The sequence below is a fragment of the Paenibacillus sp. FSL K6-1558 genome (assembly GCF_038002565.1).
Classification (GTDB): Bacteria; Bacillota; Bacilli; order Paenibacillales; family Paenibacillaceae; genus Paenibacillus; species Paenibacillus polysaccharolyticus.
The window spans coordinates 1547347-1569917 of the sequence record NZ_JBBOCV010000001.1 but is presented as its reverse complement, the minus strand read 5'-3'; the positions used below and the strand labels follow the sequence as shown (position 1 = coordinate 1569917).

Genomic DNA, 22571 nt, shown 5'->3' with positions numbered 1-22571 from the left:
AGAGGTACTATATGAAAGTAAAATGTATATCAAATAAAAGTGATTCATTATCCACTAAGGCAGGTTACCCAATAAATTATCAATGTGAGTCATTAATTATTGGGGCAACATTTAATGTGTATTCGATCGGCCATTGGGATAATTACATGTATTACTTATTGAAAGTTGATCATCCGGACCCCGATTTAAATCTTGACCCGGTATGGTTTCCGTATGAATGGTTCGAAGTCATTGATCAAAAAATTCCAAATTCTTGGTACTTCAATTTTATAGGTGAACCAAATAGCGAACAAATTTCAACGATCCTTGGCTATAAAGAAATCGCGTTTAATTTCGACCATCATGTCGGATTAATGGAGAGAGAAAAGTACCACTTAGATTTATTTTACAAAATGAAAGCTGAAATTGATAACTAACGCTAAAACCTTGGGGATTAACACCCTCAAGGTGTTTCTCTCCCCGTTTAGTGCCAAGTAAATCGGCATGGCTAAGGGTTGCTAAGCTTATTCATTCGCGATGGCGTGATGACCGACCCGAACGGCCTTTACTACATGAGGGCGCGCTAGTACAGCCCGGAAATCCGCCGTTTAGTGAACTGTGATGTAGTAACGGGAACGATCAGCGCGGTGCAATCGCTGAACTGTTATGCATACGTAAACGGAAACCCTGTTTCGTACGTCGATCCTTGCGGCCTCAGCCGCGACGGCGATACGTCGTACATGGTGCAAGGCGGCAGCTTCTTGCTCGACATCATTACAATATGTTTGGGATTGACTTAATGTTTTCGAAATTAAGGTCATTAATTTCTGAGATGCAATTAGCAAATAAGTTTAGTAAGGTAGAGATTTCAACATTTGAATTTCTCTATGAATTGGAATTTCAAGATTTTGAAGAAGATGAAAAAATTTAAATGTACAGTATGGGCATTTGAGGCTACTAAAGCGGATGGAGTGATACAAAACTGCCGAGGGGGTTTTAGATTTAATGTTGCATTAAACTCTTTAATTGAATTTACTGATAACCTTGAGCAAGAGTTAAAACACATATTAAAGTAGAAAATTGGAAGAAGACCTTGAGGGGCAATACTTAAGGTCTTTCTTTTATTTCCATTCAGTGCCCAATGAATCTACTGAATTTTTACTATGTGCAAAAATTAATAAAAGTGGGGGTACAATGTTCGATCAAAATGTGATAATAGAGTGGGCTAACTCCCATAATGTAGAGTCTACAGCATTAAGTTATTGCCTAAAGTGTGTAAATAACTACTTGGCGGAGTCCCCAGAAGATATAAAACTGTATTTTGGAGAGTACTACTACCCTGAAAAATTAATGCTAAAACTGGAAAAAGCTTATTTAATGATAAACTGGAATGAACCTGAATATTCTCATATTATTGCCTTAGTCCCAATCGTCTACGATAGTAAGGAAATTGGTAGATATGAGTTGTTTTATAGGATGTCAGGAGAAATTTTTGATGATGTGCTTGTTATTGATGGGCAAGAACAGCTAGTTTATTGATTGACTTTGATCTTAAGGTGACATAAAGTGTACCTCTTAGAATAGACATTGGAATAAACTTTGGTTTATCCGATGAAATTCTAGGGGGCATATGTTTTACTAGAAGTTAAGAGTTAGACGTGAATCTTTACGCAAATTTAAAGGAGCTTATAAACTAGATGATCAATCGGTATTCTTTAGTTGATGATGAGAGTGGTTTGACCATTGGAAAATCCTTAGATCTGGTTGGGTTGACTGGCAACCTTATTGAAACCGTCGGTGATGAGAACTTTCATAAAATAATGTTAATTCATTTTCGATATAACGTTGAGTTTGTAGCGTATTGTAAGGAGAAAAAAATTAATATTAACAATATAGAGATTACTATTCTTGATTACGAAGAGAATTCAATAGGATCATATTATTTTGTACTTAGAGAACCTCTTTCATATAATCGATTTACAGAATTTAATGAAGTATTAACACAGTTTGAACTGGTTGGGGATTTGTCCCAAGTGGCAACAGAAGAGAGTATGCTCATTTGGAATATGCGAAGAAAACCTCTAGCTAAAACGAACGAATGGGTAGGACTATCTCTAGAACAACGAATCGGATGGCTAGAAGTCGCCCGATTATATCGAGGAACCCAGCTTCATTCTCAGGAGCGGCAGAATGGCATATATCACATGGATGCGACTAACATTGAGGACTCCTCTTCTTTTTATTGTGCCTTAGGTGAGGCTATTAACGGCCCAGGAGGATACTATGGATTTAACTTGGATAGTTTGTCCGACTGCTTTTGTGGTGGATTTGGAGCCATAGCACCATTCAGGATTGTTTTTCAAGATGTAGATCATGAAAGGTGTTCAAATGAGGGTTATTTTCAACAGTTAAAAGAAGTGCTAGCGGATGGAAGTGTAACGTTAGTCTTTAGTTGATCTTATAAGAATAAGAATCATGGGTAATCTGATCAATAATAGATAGTACATAAATAGAGAGGTTGTTAATGAATAATTACTATTTCTCATTCCCCATAGATAGAAGCTCGATTCAAAGAGCGATAGAGATTATCCGTGTATTTTATGGGCATGCTTCCCCAATCGGAATTGTTATATACCAGGACTCGTATGAAATTACACAGAAGTTAGGCCGAAAATATGACACTGTGCTTCAGACAAGAATGTTGCCTTTCAAAGAACTTACAACGCGGACGGGACAAGTGGATTGTTTCATCGTTCAAAATGCCCATGAGATTGAATTTTTTGTTCAACATGAAGGTTGTGCTGTTAACGTTATTGTGTTCGATCCTCTCCCAGATGGAGAGCGGGCAATAAAATATGGATTCCGGATATTTGAGAATGTTGAATACTACGAATTTTCTATTGCTGGATTGGAAGAAGCGCAGTTTCAAGAGCTGGCAATGGAATTGAATCGGATTCACGGAGTGGAACAGCTACATGAAGATTAGGAGAGCTTAGTTATGGAGACTTTAACGTGGCTTCAACACTGGTATGAGCAGAACTGTGATGGAGAATGGGAGCATATGTATGGTGTGAAAATTCAAACGATTGATAATCCAGGCTGGTATGTTGAAGTTGACATCGTCGAGACTGATCTTGAACATAAAAGATTTGATAAATTTGAAATTGAAAGACATGAACAAGATTGGTGCCAATGCTTCATCAAAGATGGACAATTTCGGGGTGCGGGTGGAGCGATGAATTTAGAAGAAATACTCTTGCATTTTCAAGAGTGGGCAGTTTCCTGAGGAGGATAAAGCATGCATATCAGAACGATGTTACCCAAAGATAAATTTGATGTCGAATCCGTAGAGAAACTTGCCAAACGGAGTAACGATGAACTGAGAGATATTTTACCCGAACTTATGGAGTGGTTGCAGGATGGGAATTGGCCGATTTCGAAGCCCGTGGAGGATTTGCTGTTAAGATTCGGAGACGAATTGATTCCTCATATTCAATATGTATTTCAAACAAGAGACTGTACTTGGGAGTATTTTATGCTGACTGGGCTAATCTCTCGATTACCTTTAGAATGTCTGCGTATGTTAAAACCTGATTTAGAAAGAATCATAGAATGTCCCACGGATAGCGAGATACTTGAGGAACTGGACGAAGTCATCATACCTATGCTGAACCAGTTATAGCCATGGAAATGGCACGTTTACCTGAAAATTGCGATTTGTTAAGGAGTTAACTACATATACTCAATTTATTTATTTAATTTCTAAAGGCCCTCAGACCTTAACTGCATTTAACAGTAGGGTGAGGGCTTTTCTTCACATAGGTTAACTACAGTTATAGGGGAATCAACCTGCTAAAAAAATAGCATACATTCTGCTAACAACCGTTTCCTTAATCCGCAATATTCCCCGCCATCTTCAGACGACGTGCAATTTCCTTGAAGTCCTCGTGTGAGATCCCTGGCGCAAACTCTTCTTCCACCGCCGGAGCTTCCGGAATTGGGAAGCCTTGAGGGATGCCCTGAATGACTTCCAGAGGTTGTCCATCTTCGGGATGTGTGCCTTTCCAGATCTGGTCGATGGCATTGAAGTCTTTGTCGCTGTAAGTGTACAGCTTGGTGTGAACGCCTTTTTCTTCGTATTTACGAGCCTCGTTAAAGGCTTTGTTATCCAGAGAAGGGATCGGGATCAGTTTGGTGACATTGACACCTGTCGCAATTTCAATCGCTTTAGCATACGCCACCACGTGCACACCGCCGCGTACGAGCAGGAAACCGACAACTTCGCGAGCTGCGGGATGATCGGTCATTTCGTATACTTTCATCTTGTGCGTACGGGCTCCACATTCGAGGAAGAAATTATGCAACAAATCCTCTACCAGATTGCCGCTGTTGAAGACATTGGCACCTGTCCACGGATTGCCCATCGAGTCAAATGGCATTGCGCCTTGTGCGCCTGCCAGAAAATGATACGAAAGCCTTGCATCTTTGACGGAACCGAGTGGTGTCTGATCAGGTTCTTTATATTCGGTTGATCCTCGGAGACAGTGGTTAATCCCATGGGATACCAGTTCAACATGTCCTAATTCTTCGGCCGTAATACTCATGACGAGGTCGTAGAATGGTTTTAGTTTTTCTTTGGAGCGAAAATTAAAGGATTGGTAGAGGTAGTTGTTCAGTGTGGACATTTCTCCAAATTTACCACCAAGCAATTCCTGTATAGCTGCTGCTGCATTGGGATCAGGCTTTTCGACGTTGGGAATTTCAATCAGTATCTCATCCAGACGTTTGAACATACAGATATAACCTCCTCGAATATGGGGTGAAAATGGACTCGGGCGGACGTTGGATTTAGCTTGGTCAGTCAAAGCCCATTACACAGGATATGGATGTTTTAAACAGATAAACTATGAAATGGGTCTAAAGGGGCATTCACAGATTGGTTACAATATTTGAATAAGGTGGTGAAAGGTACACCGTTTGGTATTTCCATTTTCACAATTATTATGTACAATCAGACAAGTTGTTCAGAGTGTTGCGCTGATCTTTGGTCATGGATTCGAAGTAGACAAGGAAGGAATACAGACATATGAGATTTAGATGGATACATATCGTAAGTTCGATAGTGAGTTTAATGATGTTAACTTACATAAACAGTGCACATGTGGCGGCAAGCGGTGTAGGGAATGATGTTAAGGTGGATGAACAGACAAGGCAAATACTTATGGAGAAGTATGGTTTAGAGCCTACAGAAGAGTCCCAGGCAGATCAGCATTTTCTTTCCAGGGATTGGGGGATGAGCTTCAGTAATACTTCCGAGGTAGATCCATTGGTTAAACTGATGCGGGTTGTTCCATTTTGGCTGTTGCCAGCGGTCTGGATTTTTCGAATCTGGGTGTAAAATGTAATCCGAACGGGCACGATATCAGCAAACACATTCTCCCAAGGAGTGAAATGCATGAGAGTGCTTATGATAACGATATTAACACTTGTTCTAGGTTTCGCAGGCATGCCAGCGACCATTTCGGCAGCAAGCAGCAATATTCCGGATTACGCGAAATGGGGCATCATCGCCGTGAAGGAAACCCAAACGAAGTACAATGTCGACATTCTGGATTACAAACATATCGGCCGTTCGTCGCTTAGCGCAAATCAGTCCAGAGAACAGTTCAAGCTGTGGGTTCGAGCCAAAGACGGCAAGCAATTTGCTGTTTATGTTAATGTGGATTTTAATCCGAATACGCAACAGTTAAAAACAGTGCAATTTTCTGAATCAGATCGTCACTAATATTCGATCTTCACCTGAAGAACCAGACTTCCGTCTTGCCCGGAGTACGTCTGGTTTTTTATTTTTTCGAAATTCCTTTTTTTTGTTATTGAATAAAGAACTTATGTTCGCATATAATAATGAATACAAACAAATGTTCTTATTGGAGGGATGATCATGCTAGGGAAGTATGTTGGCCAGATGGTGGAGCTTGTGTACATGGATCGTGCGGGACAGATTACGCAACGGCAGATTCGAATTAACAGCATGCGAGGCGGAGTAATTCGAGCATCTGATGGCATGGAAGGGGTACCCCGGACTTTTCTGGAGCAAAATATTCTGGCATGGCGCCCTGTAACGGATCGGAATCGGAAGGGAGAACTGAAGTATGCTGAACGACTTTGAACGTAAAATACTTCGTATTATTGTCAACTATGCAGGTCAGCAACGTCGAATTCCACGTATGGATGAACTGGAAACCAAGACAGGGCGCAACCCGGCGCACATTCGGGAGTCACTACAGGCGCTTGAAAAGAACGGATATATCTCCTGGCCTCAACCATCTACGCTGGAAAATATACAGATTTTGCAGGCCTGGGAGCAGGAACCCAAGCCCGTACGAAAAACACAGCCTGCCGGCAATGCAGTAAAATATTTTACGGATTACTGATTCGTTTGAGGGGCGAATAGTACGCCTAGGTGTAACAGACTTCAGCAGAAGTTACAGCAAAAACGCCAATCCGTAAGGATTGGCGTTGTATGGTGAATACATTTATCAGAAATTCGGAAGCTGGTCAAGGTTGTTGGTCGGGTCGCCGTCGGCATCGCCGCGAATATACATTTCTCCATCCTTGCCTTTGAATACATTCACACCAGAGATTGCCCCAGCCTTCACTTCGTTCAGAGCTTGCTGATAATCCAGAATACGGCCTGTCGATGTCTGGAAGGCGGTCAAGTCACCGTCACCATTCTTTTGTACTGCTGTGAACGTTTCGCGTGTTGTTTGATCCATCATGTCACACTCTCCTTCTATGACCAAATGGGAATAGGTTTACCCTGTTAGCCTGTCCGAATTGGAGAGAAGTATGCATTCTTTACAACATTCCACATTTCGAGAGAGGTGTGTAATGTATGTAGTGCCTGTGTTGTGAGTTGTTCTGCTGGACTACAGGCTTTTTCTCATACGGACATGTAGGATATCGGCATCGTAAAAAGGTTCTTCCGAAATCACTTCATAACCGAGTTTATCGTAAAATTTCTGCGCCTGGCACTGGGCATCCAGCAGCGAATAGGTTAATCCAAGCTCACGAGCAAGCTCCTCCATCGCTAACAGGAGCACACGTCCATACCCGAACGAACGGTAGGACTCCAGTACAGCGATGCGTTGCATTTTGGCCGTATCTTTGCTGTAATAGATGAGACGACCTGTGGCGACAGCCTGCCCATCGGTATGAAGCAATACATGATGCACGTCAGGACTGATAACATCGTATTCATCTATTTCGAGTTCTTCGGGCACTTGTTGCTCAATGACAAAAACCTGACGGCGAATCCCAAGAGCTTGCTTCAATTCTTCTTCTGTCGTGACATAACTAATTTCTGCTGCCAAATTCGATTCCTTCTTTCTGCTCCATGCGCACAAGTTCAGACTGCATTATACAAAAAAATGCTTTTCCTGTATAGTTAAGTTTGGTACATATTGGGACTTTGGAGGAGGAGGAGAGTCATGGGAATGGCGGCTATTATGACCATTACATTGCTTATGTCGGCGGGAATGATCGCTTTGTTATATTATGTGACCAAGAAGGCATACTCACGCAAATGGGATGAAGAAGAGTGAGTATGTACTTCTGATAAAGGCTCTAGATCTCATTCTGCTATTTAAGGCAAAAACTCACTGTTTCCCTGAGGGGAGTATACCTCTTGATTTACGGATTTGGAGTAGACGTCCATCCAGACAGGCAGCGATTCATTTTGTTGATTCGGTTGGTGCAATTGCTGAAATTGTACCGTATGCTCGTCCCGTTCCAGCCTGCAACCAGTCAAGGTACAGGCGAGAATGAGCAAAACGGCAACATGAGTAGCAGTGAGCTTCCAGTATTTATTCAGTTGTTTATTGTTATGGTGTGGATTAAGCGATTGGTCAGTATTTTTATTCATCATCACTATACATTCTCCTATTGCAGAATATTGTAAGCTTTCCATTATTGTGCTCCAATATGGATGATTTAAAACCAATTTAATGATTGACAATGAACACGTTTACTTGGTATGATACTGTTACTTCATTGAACGAAACCTAATATACATGATCTGTTAGCTCAGCTGGGAGAGCACTATCTTGACAGGGTAGGGGTCAGTGGTTCGAGCCCACTACAGATCATACTTAAGAAGCCTTGCTACGCAAGGCTTTTTTTCTTTTTTCTGAACCAATATGGATGGTTAAATCGGCTTTTGGGGGAGAATTCGGTGCGGGAATGGGGACATGCTATGCTTTTTTAAACAAAATTTAAACCAAACCTAAATTCAATGTAAGGTTGATCTCTTATTGTTGTAGAAAGCAAACAACATAGAACAGAGGAGAGAGAACATGCACGCTTCAAAAACCCAATCTACTAACAAAAACGTGATGAAAAAGGCCATATTAAGCACAATGGTACTGGCGCTCACAACATCCTCATTTATCCACACTACGTATGCCACCTCTTCGAAGGGGGAGAGCTTGGCTGCGAGTTCTGAGACAACGCAGAAAGCGTTCCAGATGCAACAAGCTTTTCGCATGCGCTCACAACAAGCCATGTCTCAAGATCAATCCCCGATTCAGTACCAGATCAAAGCACGTCTGGACGAAAAAGACATGACAATACAGGGTAGCCAGACGGTGACCTACCTGAATACGAGCAAAGATACCCTTCAAGAGTTGGTCATGCATACCTATGCAGATTCGAATCGATCCAAAGCAACACAAACAATTATGTATACAGACCAGAATGAGCAAATAGCCAAAGAACACCCGGAGAAGAAAGCGTCAGATTTTTTGGGCGGGATGGATATTGTGGAAGTGACGCAGCAAGGAGAGAAGCTTCTTTTTGATAAGAAAGATCAGGCATTACATGTACAATTGAAGGCACCTCTACAACCGGGTCAGTCAATTACTTTCCAAGTGGATTATCGGATCGACATTCCTTATGGTATGCAACGAATATCGTATTACAAGGATCAGGTCAACGGAGCACATTGGTTTCCTGTGATGTCTGTGTATGACGAGACTACACATCAATGGAATAAGACACCGTACAGCACTTCATTCGAGAGTGATTACTATACCTCATCCGATTTCGATGTTGAGTTCAATGTGCCTGAGTCATATCAGGTGGTCATGCCTGGTGATATCACTTCCAAAGTCAGTGCTGAACAGGGACGAAAAGTGGTTACAGCGCGCGCAGCGAACACCAGAGAATTTACTTTTTTTGCTGGCGCCAACTTCAAGGTAGAACGTGAGACGCGTAATGGTCTAACCGTGGAATATTTTTACTCGGGTGATGATCCTGCCAAGAAAGCTGCAGTGGATAAATATATCGATTATGCATTTAAAGTCATTGCGTTTTACAGTGAGAAATATGGTAAATACCCGTATCCCGAATTTCGTGTCATCGAGACTTATGTGGATGGCTTTGGCGTAGAATATTCAAGATTAATACAGATGCCGGAGCGTGCTGCGGGGTTATCGCCTGAAGATGATACCACGTTTGTACATGAGATTGCACATCAGTGGTTTCATGCTTTGATAGGGAACAACTCCGAAACGGAATCCTTTCTGGATGAAGGTTTTGCCGAATTCTCCACGGTGTATTTTTTAGAAAAGCAGGGCAATAAGCTGGGAGGTTTCAGATCCATTCAGCTAGATCCTTCACCTATTGATCTGCCAATCGCGTCAACGAATGAACAAGTAGGAGAAATGGCTGATTATGTATTTTACCAAAAGGGTCGTCAGGCCATTTATCAATTATACCGCTCTGTTGGTGAACAAAAATTTGATGCGTTCATGAAGGAGTATTTTAATCGCTTTGTCTATCAAAACGCTACAATCGATGGATTACTTGGTACTATTGAGGATGTTCTTGGTAAAGAACAGCGTCAGGACATGGAAAAAGCTTTAATGGAGCCAGGATTTGAGCTTAAGCAGGAATATCAAATGTCGGAGAAGGAACTTGCAGCATATATGCATGATGCCTATCAGCCGCAGTATGAAGCAGTAGTGAATAACATTCCAAATCTGCCTTACGAAGTAATGATTCGTTTAATGGAAAAGTCCTTTCGAGGGGAGCCATTAACCATTGTACTTGGAGATCAGGTGAGCAAAGAAGCAGCAAAACAACAGGAACAAGCGACCAGCAAGTTAACTCAGATTTTTGATGTATTTGGCATGAAGTACGATGTAGTTCGGGATCGAAAACAGTTGAAGCAGAAGCTGAAACGTGAGATTGGAAGCAGTAACCTCATTCTTGTTGGTGATGCAAAGTCGAATGGTATGGTTCAAGCTTTGAAAAACAACATTAATGTTCGGGCAAAGGGTATCGGTTTGGACTGGAAAGAGGCTATGAACGCATCTGGACACTCCGGAGCATATGTTATTAAACATCCATACAATCAAAATCGTCTTATGATTCATTACTATTGGAACGGCGACCATCTCAGTACCAAGGCATCAGCGTCCTTTATGGAGAAGATTCTGGAATCTCTAACGCTCTCTAATGACATTTACCAATCCTATGAGCTGGATGGCAACGGTAAATTGAAAGACAGCAAAAAAGTCGAATGAAGCATTTAGCCGCCATAAAGTAGAAGCAAAAAAAGAAATGTTTATAAAGAGTCGCCTAGAAGGTGGCTCTTTTTGCTTGTTCAGTTCCATTTAAGGTTTCTCTTTTAAACTTCTCTGTAGCAGGAATATAAAAGGAACTAAAGGTGGGAAATGGCATGATAAATAACAAATGGCGAAATGTTATGACAACTACAGTGATTGCTTCGTTGTTATTAGCGGCTTGTAGCAATGAGAGTGGAGCTCTGCAATCAACAACAACGACTACAACTACAGAGAACCAATCCACAGAAGATCAGACAAAAACGGTGGATTACGCACAAAACTTTAATAAAACGGAAGTGATGTCTTTTTCCATTGATGTAGATGAGGATGCCTGGCAGGAAATGCTGGACACGGCAACAGAGGAAAACTATATCAAGGCCAATGTAACGATCAATGGAACAACCATAGAAAATGTAGGTATACGAGCCAAAGGAAACTCCAGTTTGAGGCAAGTGGCACAGGACGATTCAACCGATCGGTATAGTTTCAAAATCAAGTTTGACAAATACGTCAAAGGTCAGACCTGGAATGGTCTTGATAAAATGGTCGTGAATAATATGATTTCCGACGCCAGTTATATGAAAGAGTATCTCAGCTATGACATCATGAGTTATATCGGAGTTGATGCACCGCTGTTTTCTTTTGCCAACATTAACGTAAACGGAAAGGCGTGGGGCTTATATTTGGCTGTTGAAGACATAGACAGCGGATATCTGGCACGTGCGAAGAATGGTGAAGGAGAGATCTACAAACCCAATAACGATGGCAATATGGGAGCGGGCGGAATGGGAAACCCGATGGGAATGGGGAACCCGCCAGCAGAAGGGGAAGCCTTCGGGATGGGAGACCGTCAGCCTCCTGAAGGCATGGAGCCACCAAGCGATCAAGGTGAAGGAACAGGCGATGCCAAATCTCAGACTGCCAACACTCGCGGAGAGGGTGGTCGGGGGTTCGGCAGAGGCGGTGGAATGAATGGTGGCACGAACGGCGTATCCTTAGTGTACACGGATGATAAAGTGTCCAGTTATTCTGGCATTTTTGATAATGCAAGGACCAAAACGACGGAAGAAGATGAACAACGTGTGATTGAAGCACTCAAAAACTTGAATGCGGGCACCGATCTTGAGAAATATGTAGATGTGGATGCTGTGCTCAAATATTTTGCAGCTCATAATGTGGTGGTTAACATGGATAGTTACACATCCAATATGGGGCATAACTATTATTTATATGAGAATAACGGCAAGATCAGTATGTTGCCTTGGGACTACAATATGGCTTTTGGTGGATTCCAGGCAGGTTCCGTATCCGATGTGGTCAATCTTGCCATTGATACACCGTTATCGGGCGTAACGATGGAAGAACGGCCGATTCTAAGCAAGTTACTGGAGGTTCCTGAGTACAAAGCGAAGTATCATGAATACTTGCAACAAATCGTGGACGGTTATTTTGCCAACGGAAAATTTGAGCAAACGGTAGAGACGTTAAACAATCTGATTACGGATTACGTAAAAAATGATGCGACTGCGTTCGTGACATATGACAAGTATAAAGAAGCTGTTGCTGAATTGACTAAATTAGGAACATTGCGTGCCGAGAGCATTCAAGGACAGCTTGATGGAACGATCCCTTCCACTACAGAAGGGCAAAAAGCGAGTGCGGATAAGCTGATCGATGCATCTTCCGTTGACCTAAACAAATTGGGAGATGGTCTCAAAGGAAACGGCATGAGGGGTGGATTCGGAGGCCCAGGGTTCAATCGTAATTCCGGAAATCAAAATCAACAGAGTGAAAAAACGGAGCAATCTGAAACATCAAAATCGGATACATCCCAATAAACTCAGATGTCATTCCGTTTTCCATTGCTAGGTATTTGAGATTACACGAATGTTTGTGCTTTGGTTTTGCCTTAAAACAATATAGAGAGCTACCTTACAAGGTCGCTCTTTTTTTATTTAAAAAAACTATTTACAAAGCAAATTAAATTGTGTACAATCAATTTGTAAACAAGTTAAAAGAAAACATGTTCAAAACATATAACAAAAACTTAAATCGGAAGAGGAGAATTTTAATATGAAAACTCTATATGAAACGACAGTTATTAATACAGGTGGACGCCAAGGGATCGTACAATCCCCGGATAACGTATTCATGATGGATGTAGCCACACCCCCTGAACTTGGAGGTCAAGTCACAACAGCGACTAACCCGGAGCAATTGTTTGCAGCAGGATACAGTGCATGTTTTAACTCTGCGTTGGAATTTCAATTGAAAAAGCACAATGTAACGATTGAACGCAGCACAGTATCTGCAACTGTTGCTTTGGTAGCGGACCCGGCAGATGGTGGTGTAAAGCTGGATGTGGAGCTTGAAGTAAAAATTCTCGGTCTGGATGAAGAAACGGCTCAAAAATTTGTGAAACTTGCTCATGAATATTGCCCTTATTCCAAAGCGATCAAAGGTAATGTTAATGTTAAAGTAGAGCAGGCGTAAGCAGACGGGTTTCGTAACGTTTCCTTTAGAATAAAATAAATGCAATAGACAAAAACCTCCGAAGACTCGGAGGTTTTTTGCCTTAGCAGCGTCATGAGGAGAAATCACAGCAACTCATCTCTGGTGGAGGAAGAAGTATTTGGTGGGAGATCAGCAATTGGCTGATTCTCGGTGGTATTTTGTTCGTTATCTTTTTAGTATTTAAATACGTTTTCTAAGGAAGGCACACAATTGGGCGTTTCCCCATATGATGCACTATTCATTCAGCATTATGGGAAATGGGGAATCCGTGATGGCAAAGGCAAAAGGAAAGAAAGCTCCCGCGTTAAAAAGTGACAAGATGCGTGTATCCATGAAGCTGGTCACATCCGATGTATGTGAACGCTGCAAGACACCTTGCTTGCGCGGGACGGAATATGCTGCACGAATGAGAGAAGGCGGGGCGGTTGGCAAAGGGGTTCCCTGTATCCTCACTCGCCACGTATCTTCATGATACTTCGTCTAATGACGTAGATATAATATGCGACGCCATAGGTTATCCTGAAAAAAGGATAGCCTTTTTTTGTGTTTACCAGAGCGTGGTAAATATTTTGGATAAAAAATGAAAAATGATGAAAAACAGCGCAACTTTGTGGAGCCGTTCGCAGTATAAATCTACAAACAAGCTAACAGCAAGGGAGGGTATATTGACGGGATGAAATGGAAAAGAGTGCTGCTGTGTGTCATGGTATTCTCCTTGCTGGGCGGGTCTTTATTATTTGCGGACTCTGTGAACGAGAAGATTCGTGTGCTCATTAACGGCAAGGAAGCGTCTGACGGTGGTTATTTGATTGATGGGACGACTTATGTACCTGTTAGAGAGGCTGGAGGCATTACTCGGTGGGACAATAGTAACAAGCGAGTAACGGTGATCAAGCCGAACGTACATATTTTTCTGTTCAAGGGAGACACTGTGTTTGGGAACGTCAATGTGGGCAAATTGAAATTTAATGTGTTCTCACAGGTGGATAGTCTCACAACCGATGTGGCTGCCGTGAAAGTTACCATAACGGACCCGAGCGGTCAGGTTAAGGATATTCAGGCACAAGATCTCGCTACGCAGAAGGACAATTTCTGGTTCCGAACGTATGATTTCACTTATGATTTTAGTCGTGCTGGCAAATATCAAGTCGGTTTTCATATTAAAGAAAATGCAAATAGCAACTATGTTCTGGTCGCCGAAAAAATCATTACAGCCTTGAATGATTAAAGGCGAATAGACGCTATGCTTCTAAATTGACCTAGCTCTGTGAACATGTTACGATATGCAAGGTTACACATTTTCTATTAATGAAGCGAGGTATTACAATGAGCGATCACAAACACGAGCATGGAGATAATTGCGGTTGCGGTCACGACCATGATCACGATCATGAACACGAAGAGATCCTTCTCACATTGACTGATGAGAACGGACAAGACGTGGAAATGGTTTTGGTAGAAACATTTGACGTGCAAGATCACGTTTATGCACTTCTGCTGGAACGCAACAATCCTGAAGCTGACGGCATCATCCTGCGTATGGAAGAAGAAGACGAGGAAATGGTGCTCTACAATATTGAAGATGAAGCAGAGTGGAACCGTGTTGAAGCGGCATACAACGAACTGGTTGCTTCCCAAGAATAGTCAATCTTTTGGAATATAACATGAAGGCTCCTTGAATTTCAGGGGGTCTTTTGTTGTTGCTTTGGATTGTGAGGCTGGTGCGGAGACGGAGAGTCACCAAAAATGAAAATCAAAAAGGACCAGGTGGTAGACCCAGTCCTTTTCTGTTCAAGCCGTCTCAGACCTGAATGCCATTCTAGAAAATGGCGTCAGCTTCCACGATGACTTTGACGTTCGTAACGCTACGGTCTTCGGGTCCTTTAACGGGCAGTCCAACCTCAACATGATCAATGATATAATCGATGTTTTCTTGCGTAATGACCTCGCCCGGAAGCAGGATCGGAATACCTGGCGGGTACACATAAATGAACTCCGAGATAATGCGTCCAGCGGATTCCTTGAAAGGAATGACCTCAGTATCTCCGTAAAAAGCATCACGCGGGGTCAGCATCAGCTGAGGGATGTCTGGAACTTTGACAACCAGTTCATGCGCCGGATTGACCTGATAATAAGTACGGGACAAATCCTGTAGCGCATTAAGCAAGATATTCACGCTGTCATCTGTATCACCTGGCGTGATAAGGCACAGAATATTGTACATGTCGCTAAGCTCTACTTCGATATTATAATGCTCACGCAGCCAGTTCTCGGTTTCGTAGCCTGTAATGCCGAGATGGCGCACATGAATCGTGACTTTTGTTGGGTCATAATTGAAAGTGGCTTCTGTGCCTAACAGCTCTTTTCCGAAACAGTATAAGCCATCAATGTCATTGATTGTACGCCTTGCAAACTCAGCAAGATCAATCGCCTTTTGCGCAATCTCATGACCATGGAGCGCCAGGTTGCGTCTGGAGGTGTCCAGCGATGCAAGCAATACGTATGACGTGGATGTGGATGTCAGCAGGCTGAGAATGGTCTGTACACGTTGTGGGTTGACATACCCGTTCTTGGTATTCAGATTCAGCACAGAGCTCTGTGTCATCGAACCACCAAGCTTGTGCACACTTGTAGCAGCCATATCGGCTCCAGCAGCCATTGCAGACAGTGGCAGATCCTCATGGAAATGAATGAGCACCCCGTGTGCTTCGTCCACCAGAACGGGTACTTGATAGCTGTGAGCCAGCTCTACGATGGACTTCAGGTCCGTACATACACCGTAATAGGTTGGATTAATGACTAACAGAGCTTTGGCATCCGGGTGACGCTCAAGCGCACGACGGATCGATTGAATGGTTACACCGTGATCGATACCAAGGTTAACATCCTGTGCAGGAGAAACAAATACAGGTTTGGCTCCTGAGAAAATAATGGCAGACAGGACAGATTTGTGTACGTTGCGGGGCACGATAATTTTGTCCCCAGGTCCGCATACCGATAGAATCATCGTCATAATCGCACTGCTTGTACCCTGTACACTAAAATAGGTATAATCGGCTCCAAAGGCATCTGCGGCAAGCATCTGTGCTTCCCGAATGACAGCTGTGGGTTGATGCAGGTCATCGAGTGGTGCGATATTGATTAAATCTATGGAGAAGGCGTTATCGCCTATAAATTCACGGAATTCGGTATCCGCTCCCAATCCTTTTTTATGTCCCGGAATATGAAACTGTACGGGATTGAGTGCCGCGTGATCTTTCAAAGCGGTAAACAGCGGCGTACGGTGGTGATTCATCAGTGCTGTCACAACCCTTCCTAAGTAAAATGGTAAACAAAGATGAGTATAGCAAAATAAGCACTGAATGCAAGCGGTATGAACGACAAATTTTTGAATTGGTGAGATTTGCTTGTCATGCCCCCGGTTACACTATGTGTAGAGGAACGGTAAATGAACCTTGAAAGGGGAAAAAGAATGCAAACCGACATCAAACCAGCCAAGATCTTAAGATCGCCTTTTTTTATCGCGATGTGGCTGACACTTTTTCTAGTGGAGATCATCAAGGGGGCACTGCTGGTCGCCGTTCTCCCCGTATATATGGATAATATTCTGGGGTTGTCTGCTGGCGTCATCGGCGTAGCATTTGCTCTTCAATATCTGGGGGATAATCTGTTCAGAGCCCCTTCAGGCTGGGCAGCAGAACGAATCGGTTTCCGCGCCACGATGGTAACGGCTCTGATCTGTACTTTGATTGCCGTGATCATGATTCTTTTTCTCAAAAGTGCAGTTGGACTATCTATGGCTTGTCTCATTCTCGGAATCGGCACGTCCCCCCTGTGGCCCTGCGCAATGACGGGAGTAACTGCAATGTCAGGCCCACAGAATAAAAATGGAACAGCGATGGGTGCGCTGGAAATGGCGGCTTTGGGAGGCACGGGGCTCGGGCCTGTTGGCATGAACTGGCTACTGGAGCGGACCGATCATGATTACCGTACAATCTTCCTCGTTCTGATGGGATGTGCGATTCTGGTCATTCTGGTCGCTATGATTCTTCCGGGCCGCGTTGTGGCTCAGGGGGAACAAGCAACAGGAGCAGGAGATGCTAGAGAAGACCGAATGTCTGCAAATCAGAAATATCCAGCCAAGCCGAATCTTCTTACTCCGTTTATTCGGTTACAACAGAGCGTAAAGCGTACATTACACCGGGTGCGTAGCACACTCAACGTTAATCCGCTGGTCTATCCTGCGCTATTTATGCAGTCGTTTGTGATTGGCCTGCTCAGCCCTGTCATTACGCTGTATACACGAACAGATCTGAATATCTCACCCAATCTGTATAGCCTGCTACTCATTGCAGGAGGAGGGATTACCGTCATCGCACTGCTTCCTGTTGGGAAAATGGTGGACAAGTTCGGCACGAAGCCGTTCCTGAATATCGGTTTTTTGATGGCGGCAGCAAGTCTGTTTGTTTTCTCGACAGTGACAGCCATTCCCGTTGTTTTTGGCATTGTCATGCTTGTTGGCGTAAGTTATGCGATGATCCTTCCGGCTTGGAATGCATTTGTTGCCACACTGATTCCGGAAGGGGAACGCGGAGCAATTTGGGGGTTCTTCCTTACTTTGCAAGGTTCGGGTATGGTTGTTGGTCCGATTGTGTCGGGGTTGTTGTGGGATCACATCAGTCATCCGGCTCCGTTTATCGCGAGCGCTCTTGTAATGGCCGGACTTTTCGTCGTTCACTTTGTCTTGGCACGCAAGCCTTACCGTACCGCACCAGCTGGATAGATGAAGCAGAGAAAAAAGGAGATCCATAACCTGATCAGGGTTGAGGATCTTCTTTTTTTGATGTGTTGTGATTCCCGAGAGTCGTCAATTAGTGCAAATGAAGTGAGTTATGTCGGCTGTACAACATAATGATCATGATTTTGTCACTTGTACGATTGGAGCATAAGAGATTCGAATCTCTTCTGTGCCCCTAGAAAGTCAGTTGTATTTTCTGCCCTTTCGCGTCCGTTATACGGTGAATTTCCGGGGGCTTGCCCCTGTGCACCTGCGGAAAGCTTCAATTCAGATTCGTATTCCGTGAAAAATAGTCAAATAACCAAGTACCCTTACATAAAATGAAGTATAAAATAGGGTAAGCCGATGTAACACAAGCGCTTGAAACATGAGGCCGGAGCAGATCCGGTACAGATGGAGGGAGTGCCGTGAACAAGAGTTATGAAGTTGAATATTGCAATCTGGAGCTGCGGTTCAACCGTCGGCATATCCAAAATCTAATCAAAGACCTAATTCGTGAGGGGTATTCACTATATTGGAGCGAGGACGAATCCTTCTTTATCCTGTCAGTCCGCACCGGACGTAAGCTGGTAAAGCTCCGTTTTCAACAAACACGCAGTGGGAACTATAAAATGACAGGAGATTATCTGATCAAGGATGCCAAGCTCGCAGAGTGGTTGGAGAAACTGATTGGCGATACACGCGGGCATGCTGTGGTGAAACGCTTCAAGGATCAGCAAATGACGGTGGAGAATATTCTGTTTGGTGAAGTCATTCGTCTGGTGGAAGTGTCGGGATTTAAGCAACGGGTTATTTTTCAAAAAGAACCTGCGCCTACGGCGGAAGAGATGGAAGAAATGTTCCTCTCGCGCGAAGGCGAAGAACGGCTGATGCTGCTGCGTATGGAGATCGATGATGAACTGGAGCGCCTGTATAATGCTGTACAGATCGATAATACAGAGAAGGCCAATGCCTGCCGTGAAGCACTGCAGCGATTGTCCGGGCATCTGCTGATGCTGGAAGGATGAGACAAAGCGTGTTTGAGCATCGTTTTTGTTGAAAGGGGCTGTTCCCAAAGGTCATTAACGGACTAGGGGCGGCCCCTTGATATGTAGAGGGAATGTTAGTTTTGGATTCTGAATCTCTGGACTTGTACTTTTCCGCTCGTCTACGGACGCTGAGGATCAATAATGGAATAGTCCGAACTGTCTACATGAGTATCAAATTCCACAATCCCTTGTTCCAGAATTAGATCTGCTTCATCTGGGGTGATCGGAATGACCCACAACAGAGGGACTGTCTCCTGACCAATATGAATAAGTTCGAGAGCTTCGTTTTCTCCCCGCAACTCGTCAATTAGTAAGGCAGTTGCATTCCATTCTGTGGGTGCTAGCGTACTTGATTTCATTACACGCGGGATATCCGAATCTGGAGCATTTTCGATATGATGCGTAATGATATCTGCCAAGTAGGTGTTGACACGTTCTACACCTACACCGCCTAAATCGGAAGGTAGCGCAAGCATCCACTCTGCGGAGACTTGTTCCCCCGAAGGTCGGATAGCTTGAGATAAACCTACAGTAACAAATCGGGAGATCTCTGATTGCGACGTTGCAGGGAAATAATAGATTTCCACATGGACGTTGCGCTCTGTTTTAGAAAGTACGATTCTGCTCTCAGGCATACCCCATTCATTCATATACGTTCCCAAAAGAAAAGTTCTACGGATATCCAGTGAAAACCGTTCTTCGTTTGAAAGCTGCTCATAGCTCATTCACAAGTTCCTCCACTCTGATGGTGATTCATTACTCTTACTATAATAACGTATTTTATGAAAATACGATGAACACCTTTGCTGATTACAGCGATTTCCCGCTATCCTGCTCGGGTGGAGGGTTCACTTTCATACATAAAACCGTTAAAATGGGTGTATTGTTGAGATTTTTTTTCAATAAAATTAATTGGAGTAAAGGATGGAGGACCAGATGACAAAACAACAAATCGGCGTAATCGGCCTGGCAGTCATGGGTAAAAATTTGGCCTTTAATATTGAAAGCAGAGGATTTTCAGTATCGGTATTCAACCGTTCCCCAGAGAAGACACATGACCTGCTGAAAGAAGCCGAGGGTAGAAACCTGACAGGTGCATTCTCCATTGAAGAATTCGTAGCCTCCCTGGAATCCCCGCGCAAAATTCTGATCATGGTACAAGCAGGTAAAGCTACAGATGCTACTATCGAGCAATTGCTTCCTCATTTGGATGAGGGCGACATCATCATCGACGGCGGAAATGCCTATTTCCCTGACACGGTTCGCCGCAGCAAAGAACTGGAAGACAAAGGCATTCGCTTTATCGGTACAGGCGTATCTGGCGGTGAAGAAGGTGCACTGAAAGGACCTTCCATTATGCCAGGCGGACAAGAAAGTGCTTATAAACTGGTGGAACCGATCCTGACGGCGATCTCGGCCAAAGTCGGTGACGACCCATGTTGTACATATATCGGACCTGACGGTGCGGGACACTACGTTAAAATGGTGCATAACGGTATCGAATACGGTGACATGCAGTTGATTGGTGAAGCATACCACTTGCTGAAATCCGTACTTAACGTTTCCGTAGAAGAACTGCACGAAATTTTCACAGAGTGGAACCAAGGCGAACTCGACAGCTACCTGATCGAGATCACTGCGGACATCTTTTCCAAATACGATCCGGAAACGGGCAATCCGATGGTTGATGTCATTTTGGATGCCGCTGGACAAAAAGGAACAGGCAAATGGACAAGCCAAAGCGCGCTGGATCTCGGCGTACCATTGTCCATGATTACGGAATCCGTATTCTCCCGTTTCTTGTCGGCGATGAAAGACGAGCGTATAGCTGCAAGTAAAATCCTGAGCGGACCTAAGGCCGAAGCGTTCTCCGGTGACAAAAAAGCGTTCATCGAGAACGTGCGCAAAGCGCTGTTCGCAAGTAAAATCGTATCCTACGCTCAAGGTTTCGCACAGATGCGAGCCGCATCCGACGAATATGGCTGGGATCTGAAATACGGCAACATCGCGATGATCTTCCGCGGCGGTTGCATTATCCGTTCACAGTTCCTGCAAAACATCAAGGAAGCATACGACAAAGACGCAGCCCTGAAAAACCTGCTGCTTGATCCATACTTCCAAAACATCGTGGATTCCTACCAGGATGCATGGCGTGAAGTGGTAGCCGTTGCGGTGAAACAAGGTATTCCGGTACCAGGCTTCTCCAGCGCGTTGTCTTACTACGACAGCTACCGTACAGAACGTTTGCCGGCAAACTTGCTGCAAGCACAACGTGACTACTTCGGCGCACACACATTCAAACGTGTCGACAAAGAAGGAAGCTTCCATCACAACTGGATGGAGTAGTATTCGAATCATAGCATGTAAAGAGGGACTTGGAGGATCGGTTTAAACCGACAACCACCAGGTTCCTCTTTTTTCATACGGTAAGAGAATCTTCTAAAAGTCTGTTGAGTAACATTAATGAATGAAGATCATTGGGAGAGGAGGGACAGTATGTACGGTCGTGGCTCGAAAGGAAGCTTGGTACAGGCATGGCCTTCCCCCGTTCGCAGGGCTGTGTTATGATAGGACAAAAGTGCTCACGAAATGCTTGAATTAAAGGAGTGTACACCTTGAGCAAGTCTAAAAATATTATTCTCATTGGCATGATGGGAACGGGCAAATCAACTGTTGCTGATATGCTTTCTCATGAGCTGGGATACCGGTTAATCGATGTGGATGCCGCGGTTGAACAGGAGGAAGGCTGTACCATTCCGGAATTGTTTTCGGGCAAGGGAGAAGCGTACTTTCGTGACGTAGAGAACCGGGTGTTGTGCACGGTCCTTAAAAACGAAGGACAGGTCATTGCAACTGGAGGCGGGGTCGTACTTCGTACGGACAACTGTGAATCGATGTCAGCGAATGGCTGGGTTGTTGCCCTAACCGCAGACCCTGAGGTCATTGTGGAACGTGTGAGCGGGTGTGATAACCGTCCACTACTTGCAGGTAATGCCGAGGAACGCATTCGCACGATAATGGAAGAACGCAAAGATGCATATCGTTTTGCGGATTACACGGTGGATACTACTGCGTTGTCTGCGGCCGAAGTGACTCATTTAATTTTAGCGCATTACCGCGTCTAAGCTTGTTATCATCGAAGTTGAACGAGAGAGGAAGATTGAAAAACGGGCCATGTGGGCCCGTTTTGGGAAAAGCAGAGTGTGTGCTCCATTGGAAATTAACACTTTGAAAGGTTCGCCAGCGATAACAATGGCCCTAACTTTTTAATCTTCTTGTTGCCACTCCAGCATACCGCCGACCATATTGGTACAGCCGTCGTATCCAAGCTGTTGCAGATATTCACAAGCTCGTTCACTGCGATAACCGCTACGGCAGATGATCACGATCTCACCGGACTTATCAATCTCCGACAATCGATCTGGAATCTGTCCCAGTGGAATATGTTTGGCACCGGCAATCATGCCTTGCGCGACCTCTTCGTCCTCGCGGACGTCTATCATCTGTAGCTTCTCCCCCGCTTGTAAACGGCGACGTAGCTCGGATGGTTGAATTTCTGCGATTTGTGTCATATTCAGGTCCTCTTTTCTATATGGACTTAACGCCTATAATGATACCCAAGGG

28 protein-coding genes and 1 tRNA gene are annotated in these 22571 nt (G+C 44.0%); 22 read left to right on the top strand and 7 right to left on the bottom strand.

Annotated elements, in window-relative coordinates; all coding sequences use genetic code 11:
- Positions 1-11: 11 nt before the first annotated feature.
- The 7 genes from MHI38_RS06750 (at position 12) to MHI38_RS06725 (ending at position 3661) form a co-directional block, all read left to right on the top strand.
- Positions 12-416, top strand: coding sequence for a hypothetical protein (locus tag MHI38_RS06750; protein WP_154888239.1), 405 nt, complete (start codon positions 12-14; stop codon positions 414-416).
- 162 nt (positions 417-578) lie between these two features.
- Positions 579-779 carry a hypothetical protein gene (locus MHI38_RS28720; protein WP_445667224.1) on the top strand — a complete coding sequence of 67 codons (201 nt, stop codon included), beginning with the start codon at positions 579-581 and terminating at the stop codon, positions 777-779.
- A gap of 334 nt (positions 780-1113) precedes the next feature.
- A complete protein-coding gene (locus tag MHI38_RS06745) occupies positions 1114-1518 on the top strand; it encodes a hypothetical protein (RefSeq protein WP_154888243.1) in 405 nt (134 codons plus the stop codon).
- A 158-nt stretch (positions 1519-1676) separates the two neighbouring features.
- Positions 1677-2435 (top strand): barstar family protein, encoded by a 759-nt coding sequence (locus MHI38_RS06740; RefSeq protein ID WP_154888245.1) that lies wholly within the window; start codon positions 1677-1679, stop codon positions 2433-2435.
- A 68-nt stretch (positions 2436-2503) separates the two neighbouring features.
- Positions 2504-2965 carry a hypothetical protein gene (locus MHI38_RS06735; protein WP_154888247.1) on the top strand — a complete coding sequence of 154 codons (462 nt, stop codon included), beginning with the start codon at positions 2504-2506 and terminating at the stop codon, positions 2963-2965.
- A gap of 12 nt (positions 2966-2977) precedes the next feature.
- Positions 2978-3265: an Imm53 family immunity protein gene (locus tag MHI38_RS06730; protein ID WP_154888249.1), complete on the top strand. Its 288-nt coding sequence runs from the start codon at positions 2978-2980 to the stop codon at positions 3263-3265.
- Positions 3266-3277: 12 nt separating this feature from the next.
- Positions 3278-3661 (top strand): DUF5071 domain-containing protein, encoded by a 384-nt coding sequence (locus MHI38_RS06725; RefSeq protein ID WP_154888251.1) that lies wholly within the window; start codon positions 3278-3280, stop codon positions 3659-3661.
- Between the two features lie 208 nt (positions 3662-3869).
- On the opposite strand, the gene MHI38_RS06720 is transcribed toward MHI38_RS06725, so the two are convergent.
- Complete coding sequence (locus MHI38_RS06720) at positions 3870-4772, bottom strand: manganese catalase family protein (RefSeq protein WP_123062476.1); 903 nt, start codon at positions 4770-4772, stop codon at positions 3870-3872.
- A gap of 341 nt (positions 4773-5113) precedes the next feature.
- On the opposite strand from MHI38_RS06720, the gene MHI38_RS06715 reads away from it, so the two are divergent.
- The 4 genes from MHI38_RS06715 to MHI38_RS06700 all read left to right on the top strand — a co-directional run bounded on the left by MHI38_RS06715 (position 5114) and on the right by MHI38_RS06700 (position 6413).
- Positions 5114-5377, top strand: coding sequence for a hypothetical protein (locus tag MHI38_RS06715; protein WP_186809618.1), 264 nt, complete (start codon positions 5114-5116; stop codon positions 5375-5377).
- 57 nt (positions 5378-5434) lie between these two features.
- Positions 5435-5764, top strand: coding sequence for a DUF3889 domain-containing protein (locus MHI38_RS06710; protein ID WP_154888255.1), 330 nt, complete (start codon positions 5435-5437; stop codon positions 5762-5764).
- A gap of 156 nt (positions 5765-5920) precedes the next feature.
- Positions 5921-6148: a hypothetical protein gene (locus MHI38_RS06705; RefSeq protein WP_090923691.1), complete on the top strand. Its 228-nt coding sequence runs from the start codon at positions 5921-5923 to the stop codon at positions 6146-6148.
- On the top strand, positions 6132-6413 hold the full coding sequence (locus tag MHI38_RS06700) for a hypothetical protein (RefSeq protein WP_154888257.1): 282 nt from the start codon (positions 6132-6134) through the stop codon (positions 6411-6413). The genes MHI38_RS06705 and MHI38_RS06700 overlap by 17 nt, the downstream gene beginning before the upstream one ends.
- A gap of 105 nt (positions 6414-6518) precedes the next feature.
- Here the strand turns inward: MHI38_RS06700 and MHI38_RS06695 are convergent, their stop codons facing one another.
- From MHI38_RS06695 to MHI38_RS06685, 3 genes are all read right to left on the bottom strand, one after another.
- Entirely contained in the window at positions 6519-6755 is a 237-nt protein-coding gene (locus MHI38_RS06695) for a DUF3892 domain-containing protein (protein ID WP_154888647.1), read from the bottom strand.
- 153 nt (positions 6756-6908) lie between these two features.
- Positions 6909-7352: a GNAT family N-acetyltransferase gene (locus MHI38_RS06690; protein ID WP_154888259.1), complete on the bottom strand. Its 444-nt coding sequence runs from the start codon at positions 7350-7352 to the stop codon at positions 6909-6911.
- A 272-nt stretch (positions 7353-7624) separates the two neighbouring features.
- Positions 7625-7906 carry a hypothetical protein gene (locus tag MHI38_RS06685; protein ID WP_154888262.1) on the bottom strand — a complete coding sequence of 94 codons (282 nt, stop codon included), beginning with the start codon at positions 7904-7906 and terminating at the stop codon, positions 7625-7627.
- A 147-nt stretch (positions 7907-8053) separates the two neighbouring features.
- Between MHI38_RS06685 and MHI38_RS06680 the strand changes: the two genes are divergently transcribed.
- From MHI38_RS06680 to MHI38_RS06650, 7 genes are all read left to right on the top strand, one after another.
- A tRNA-Val gene (locus tag MHI38_RS06680) sits at positions 8054-8126 on the top strand.
- Positions 8127-8333: 207 nt separating this feature from the next.
- A complete protein-coding gene (locus MHI38_RS06675; RefSeq protein ID WP_341181059.1) occupies positions 8334-10565 on the top strand; it encodes a M1 family metallopeptidase in 2232 nt (743 codons plus the stop codon).
- A 155-nt stretch (positions 10566-10720) separates the two neighbouring features.
- Positions 10721-12445, top strand: a complete 1725-nt coding sequence (locus tag MHI38_RS06670) for a CotH kinase family protein (protein ID WP_308722794.1) — start codon at positions 10721-10723, stop codon at positions 12443-12445.
- A 235-nt stretch (positions 12446-12680) separates the two neighbouring features.
- On the top strand, positions 12681-13100 hold the full coding sequence (locus MHI38_RS06665) for an organic hydroperoxide resistance protein (protein ID WP_090923686.1): 420 nt from the start codon (positions 12681-12683) through the stop codon (positions 13098-13100).
- 292 nt (positions 13101-13392) lie between these two features.
- Positions 13393-13593 carry a hypothetical protein gene (locus MHI38_RS06660; protein ID WP_090923786.1) on the top strand — a complete coding sequence of 67 codons (201 nt, stop codon included), beginning with the start codon at positions 13393-13395 and terminating at the stop codon, positions 13591-13593.
- Between the two features lie 201 nt (positions 13594-13794).
- Entirely contained in the window at positions 13795-14349 is a 555-nt protein-coding gene (locus MHI38_RS06655; RefSeq protein WP_090923685.1) for a copper amine oxidase, read from the top strand.
- A gap of 98 nt (positions 14350-14447) precedes the next feature.
- The gene (locus MHI38_RS06650; RefSeq protein ID WP_090923684.1) at positions 14448-14765 is read left to right on the top strand and encodes a DUF1292 domain-containing protein; all 318 of its coding nucleotides are present in this window, start codon (positions 14448-14450) and stop codon (positions 14763-14765) included.
- A 175-nt stretch (positions 14766-14940) separates the two neighbouring features.
- On the opposite strand, the gene MHI38_RS06645 is transcribed toward MHI38_RS06650, so the two are convergent.
- Complete coding sequence (locus MHI38_RS06645) at positions 14941-16416, bottom strand: aminotransferase class I/II-fold pyridoxal phosphate-dependent enzyme (protein ID WP_090923785.1); 1476 nt, start codon at positions 16414-16416, stop codon at positions 14941-14943.
- Positions 16417-16593: 177 nt separating this feature from the next.
- Here MHI38_RS06645 and MHI38_RS06640 point away from each other — a divergent pair, with 177 nt between their 5' ends.
- On the top strand, positions 16594-17904 hold the full coding sequence (locus MHI38_RS06640) for an MFS transporter (RefSeq protein WP_341181058.1): 1311 nt from the start codon (positions 16594-16596) through the stop codon (positions 17902-17904).
- 422 nt (positions 17905-18326) lie between these two features.
- A complete protein-coding gene (locus MHI38_RS06635; RefSeq protein ID WP_090923682.1) occupies positions 18327-18926 on the top strand; it encodes a hypothetical protein in 600 nt (199 codons plus the stop codon).
- A gap of 140 nt (positions 18927-19066) precedes the next feature.
- Here the strand turns inward: MHI38_RS06635 and MHI38_RS06630 are convergent, their stop codons facing one another.
- Positions 19067-19672 (bottom strand): suppressor of fused domain protein, encoded by a 606-nt coding sequence (locus MHI38_RS06630; protein WP_341181057.1) that lies wholly within the window; start codon positions 19670-19672, stop codon positions 19067-19069.
- A 211-nt stretch (positions 19673-19883) separates the two neighbouring features.
- On the opposite strand from MHI38_RS06630, the gene gndA reads away from it, so the two are divergent.
- Together gndA and MHI38_RS06620 are read left to right on the top strand one after the other, a co-directional pair.
- Complete coding sequence (gene gndA / locus MHI38_RS06625) at positions 19884-21293, top strand: NADP-dependent phosphogluconate dehydrogenase (protein ID WP_341181056.1); 1410 nt, start codon at positions 19884-19886, stop codon at positions 21291-21293.
- A gap of 269 nt (positions 21294-21562) precedes the next feature.
- Positions 21563-22072, top strand: coding sequence for a shikimate kinase (locus tag MHI38_RS06620; protein WP_260510921.1), 510 nt, complete (start codon positions 21563-21565; stop codon positions 22070-22072).
- 141 nt (positions 22073-22213) lie between these two features.
- Here MHI38_RS06620 and MHI38_RS06615 read toward each other — a convergent pair whose 3' ends face one another.
- Complete coding sequence (locus tag MHI38_RS06615) at positions 22214-22519, bottom strand: rhodanese-like domain-containing protein (protein WP_090923679.1); 306 nt, start codon at positions 22517-22519, stop codon at positions 22214-22216.
- Positions 22520-22571 lie beyond the last annotated feature (52 nt).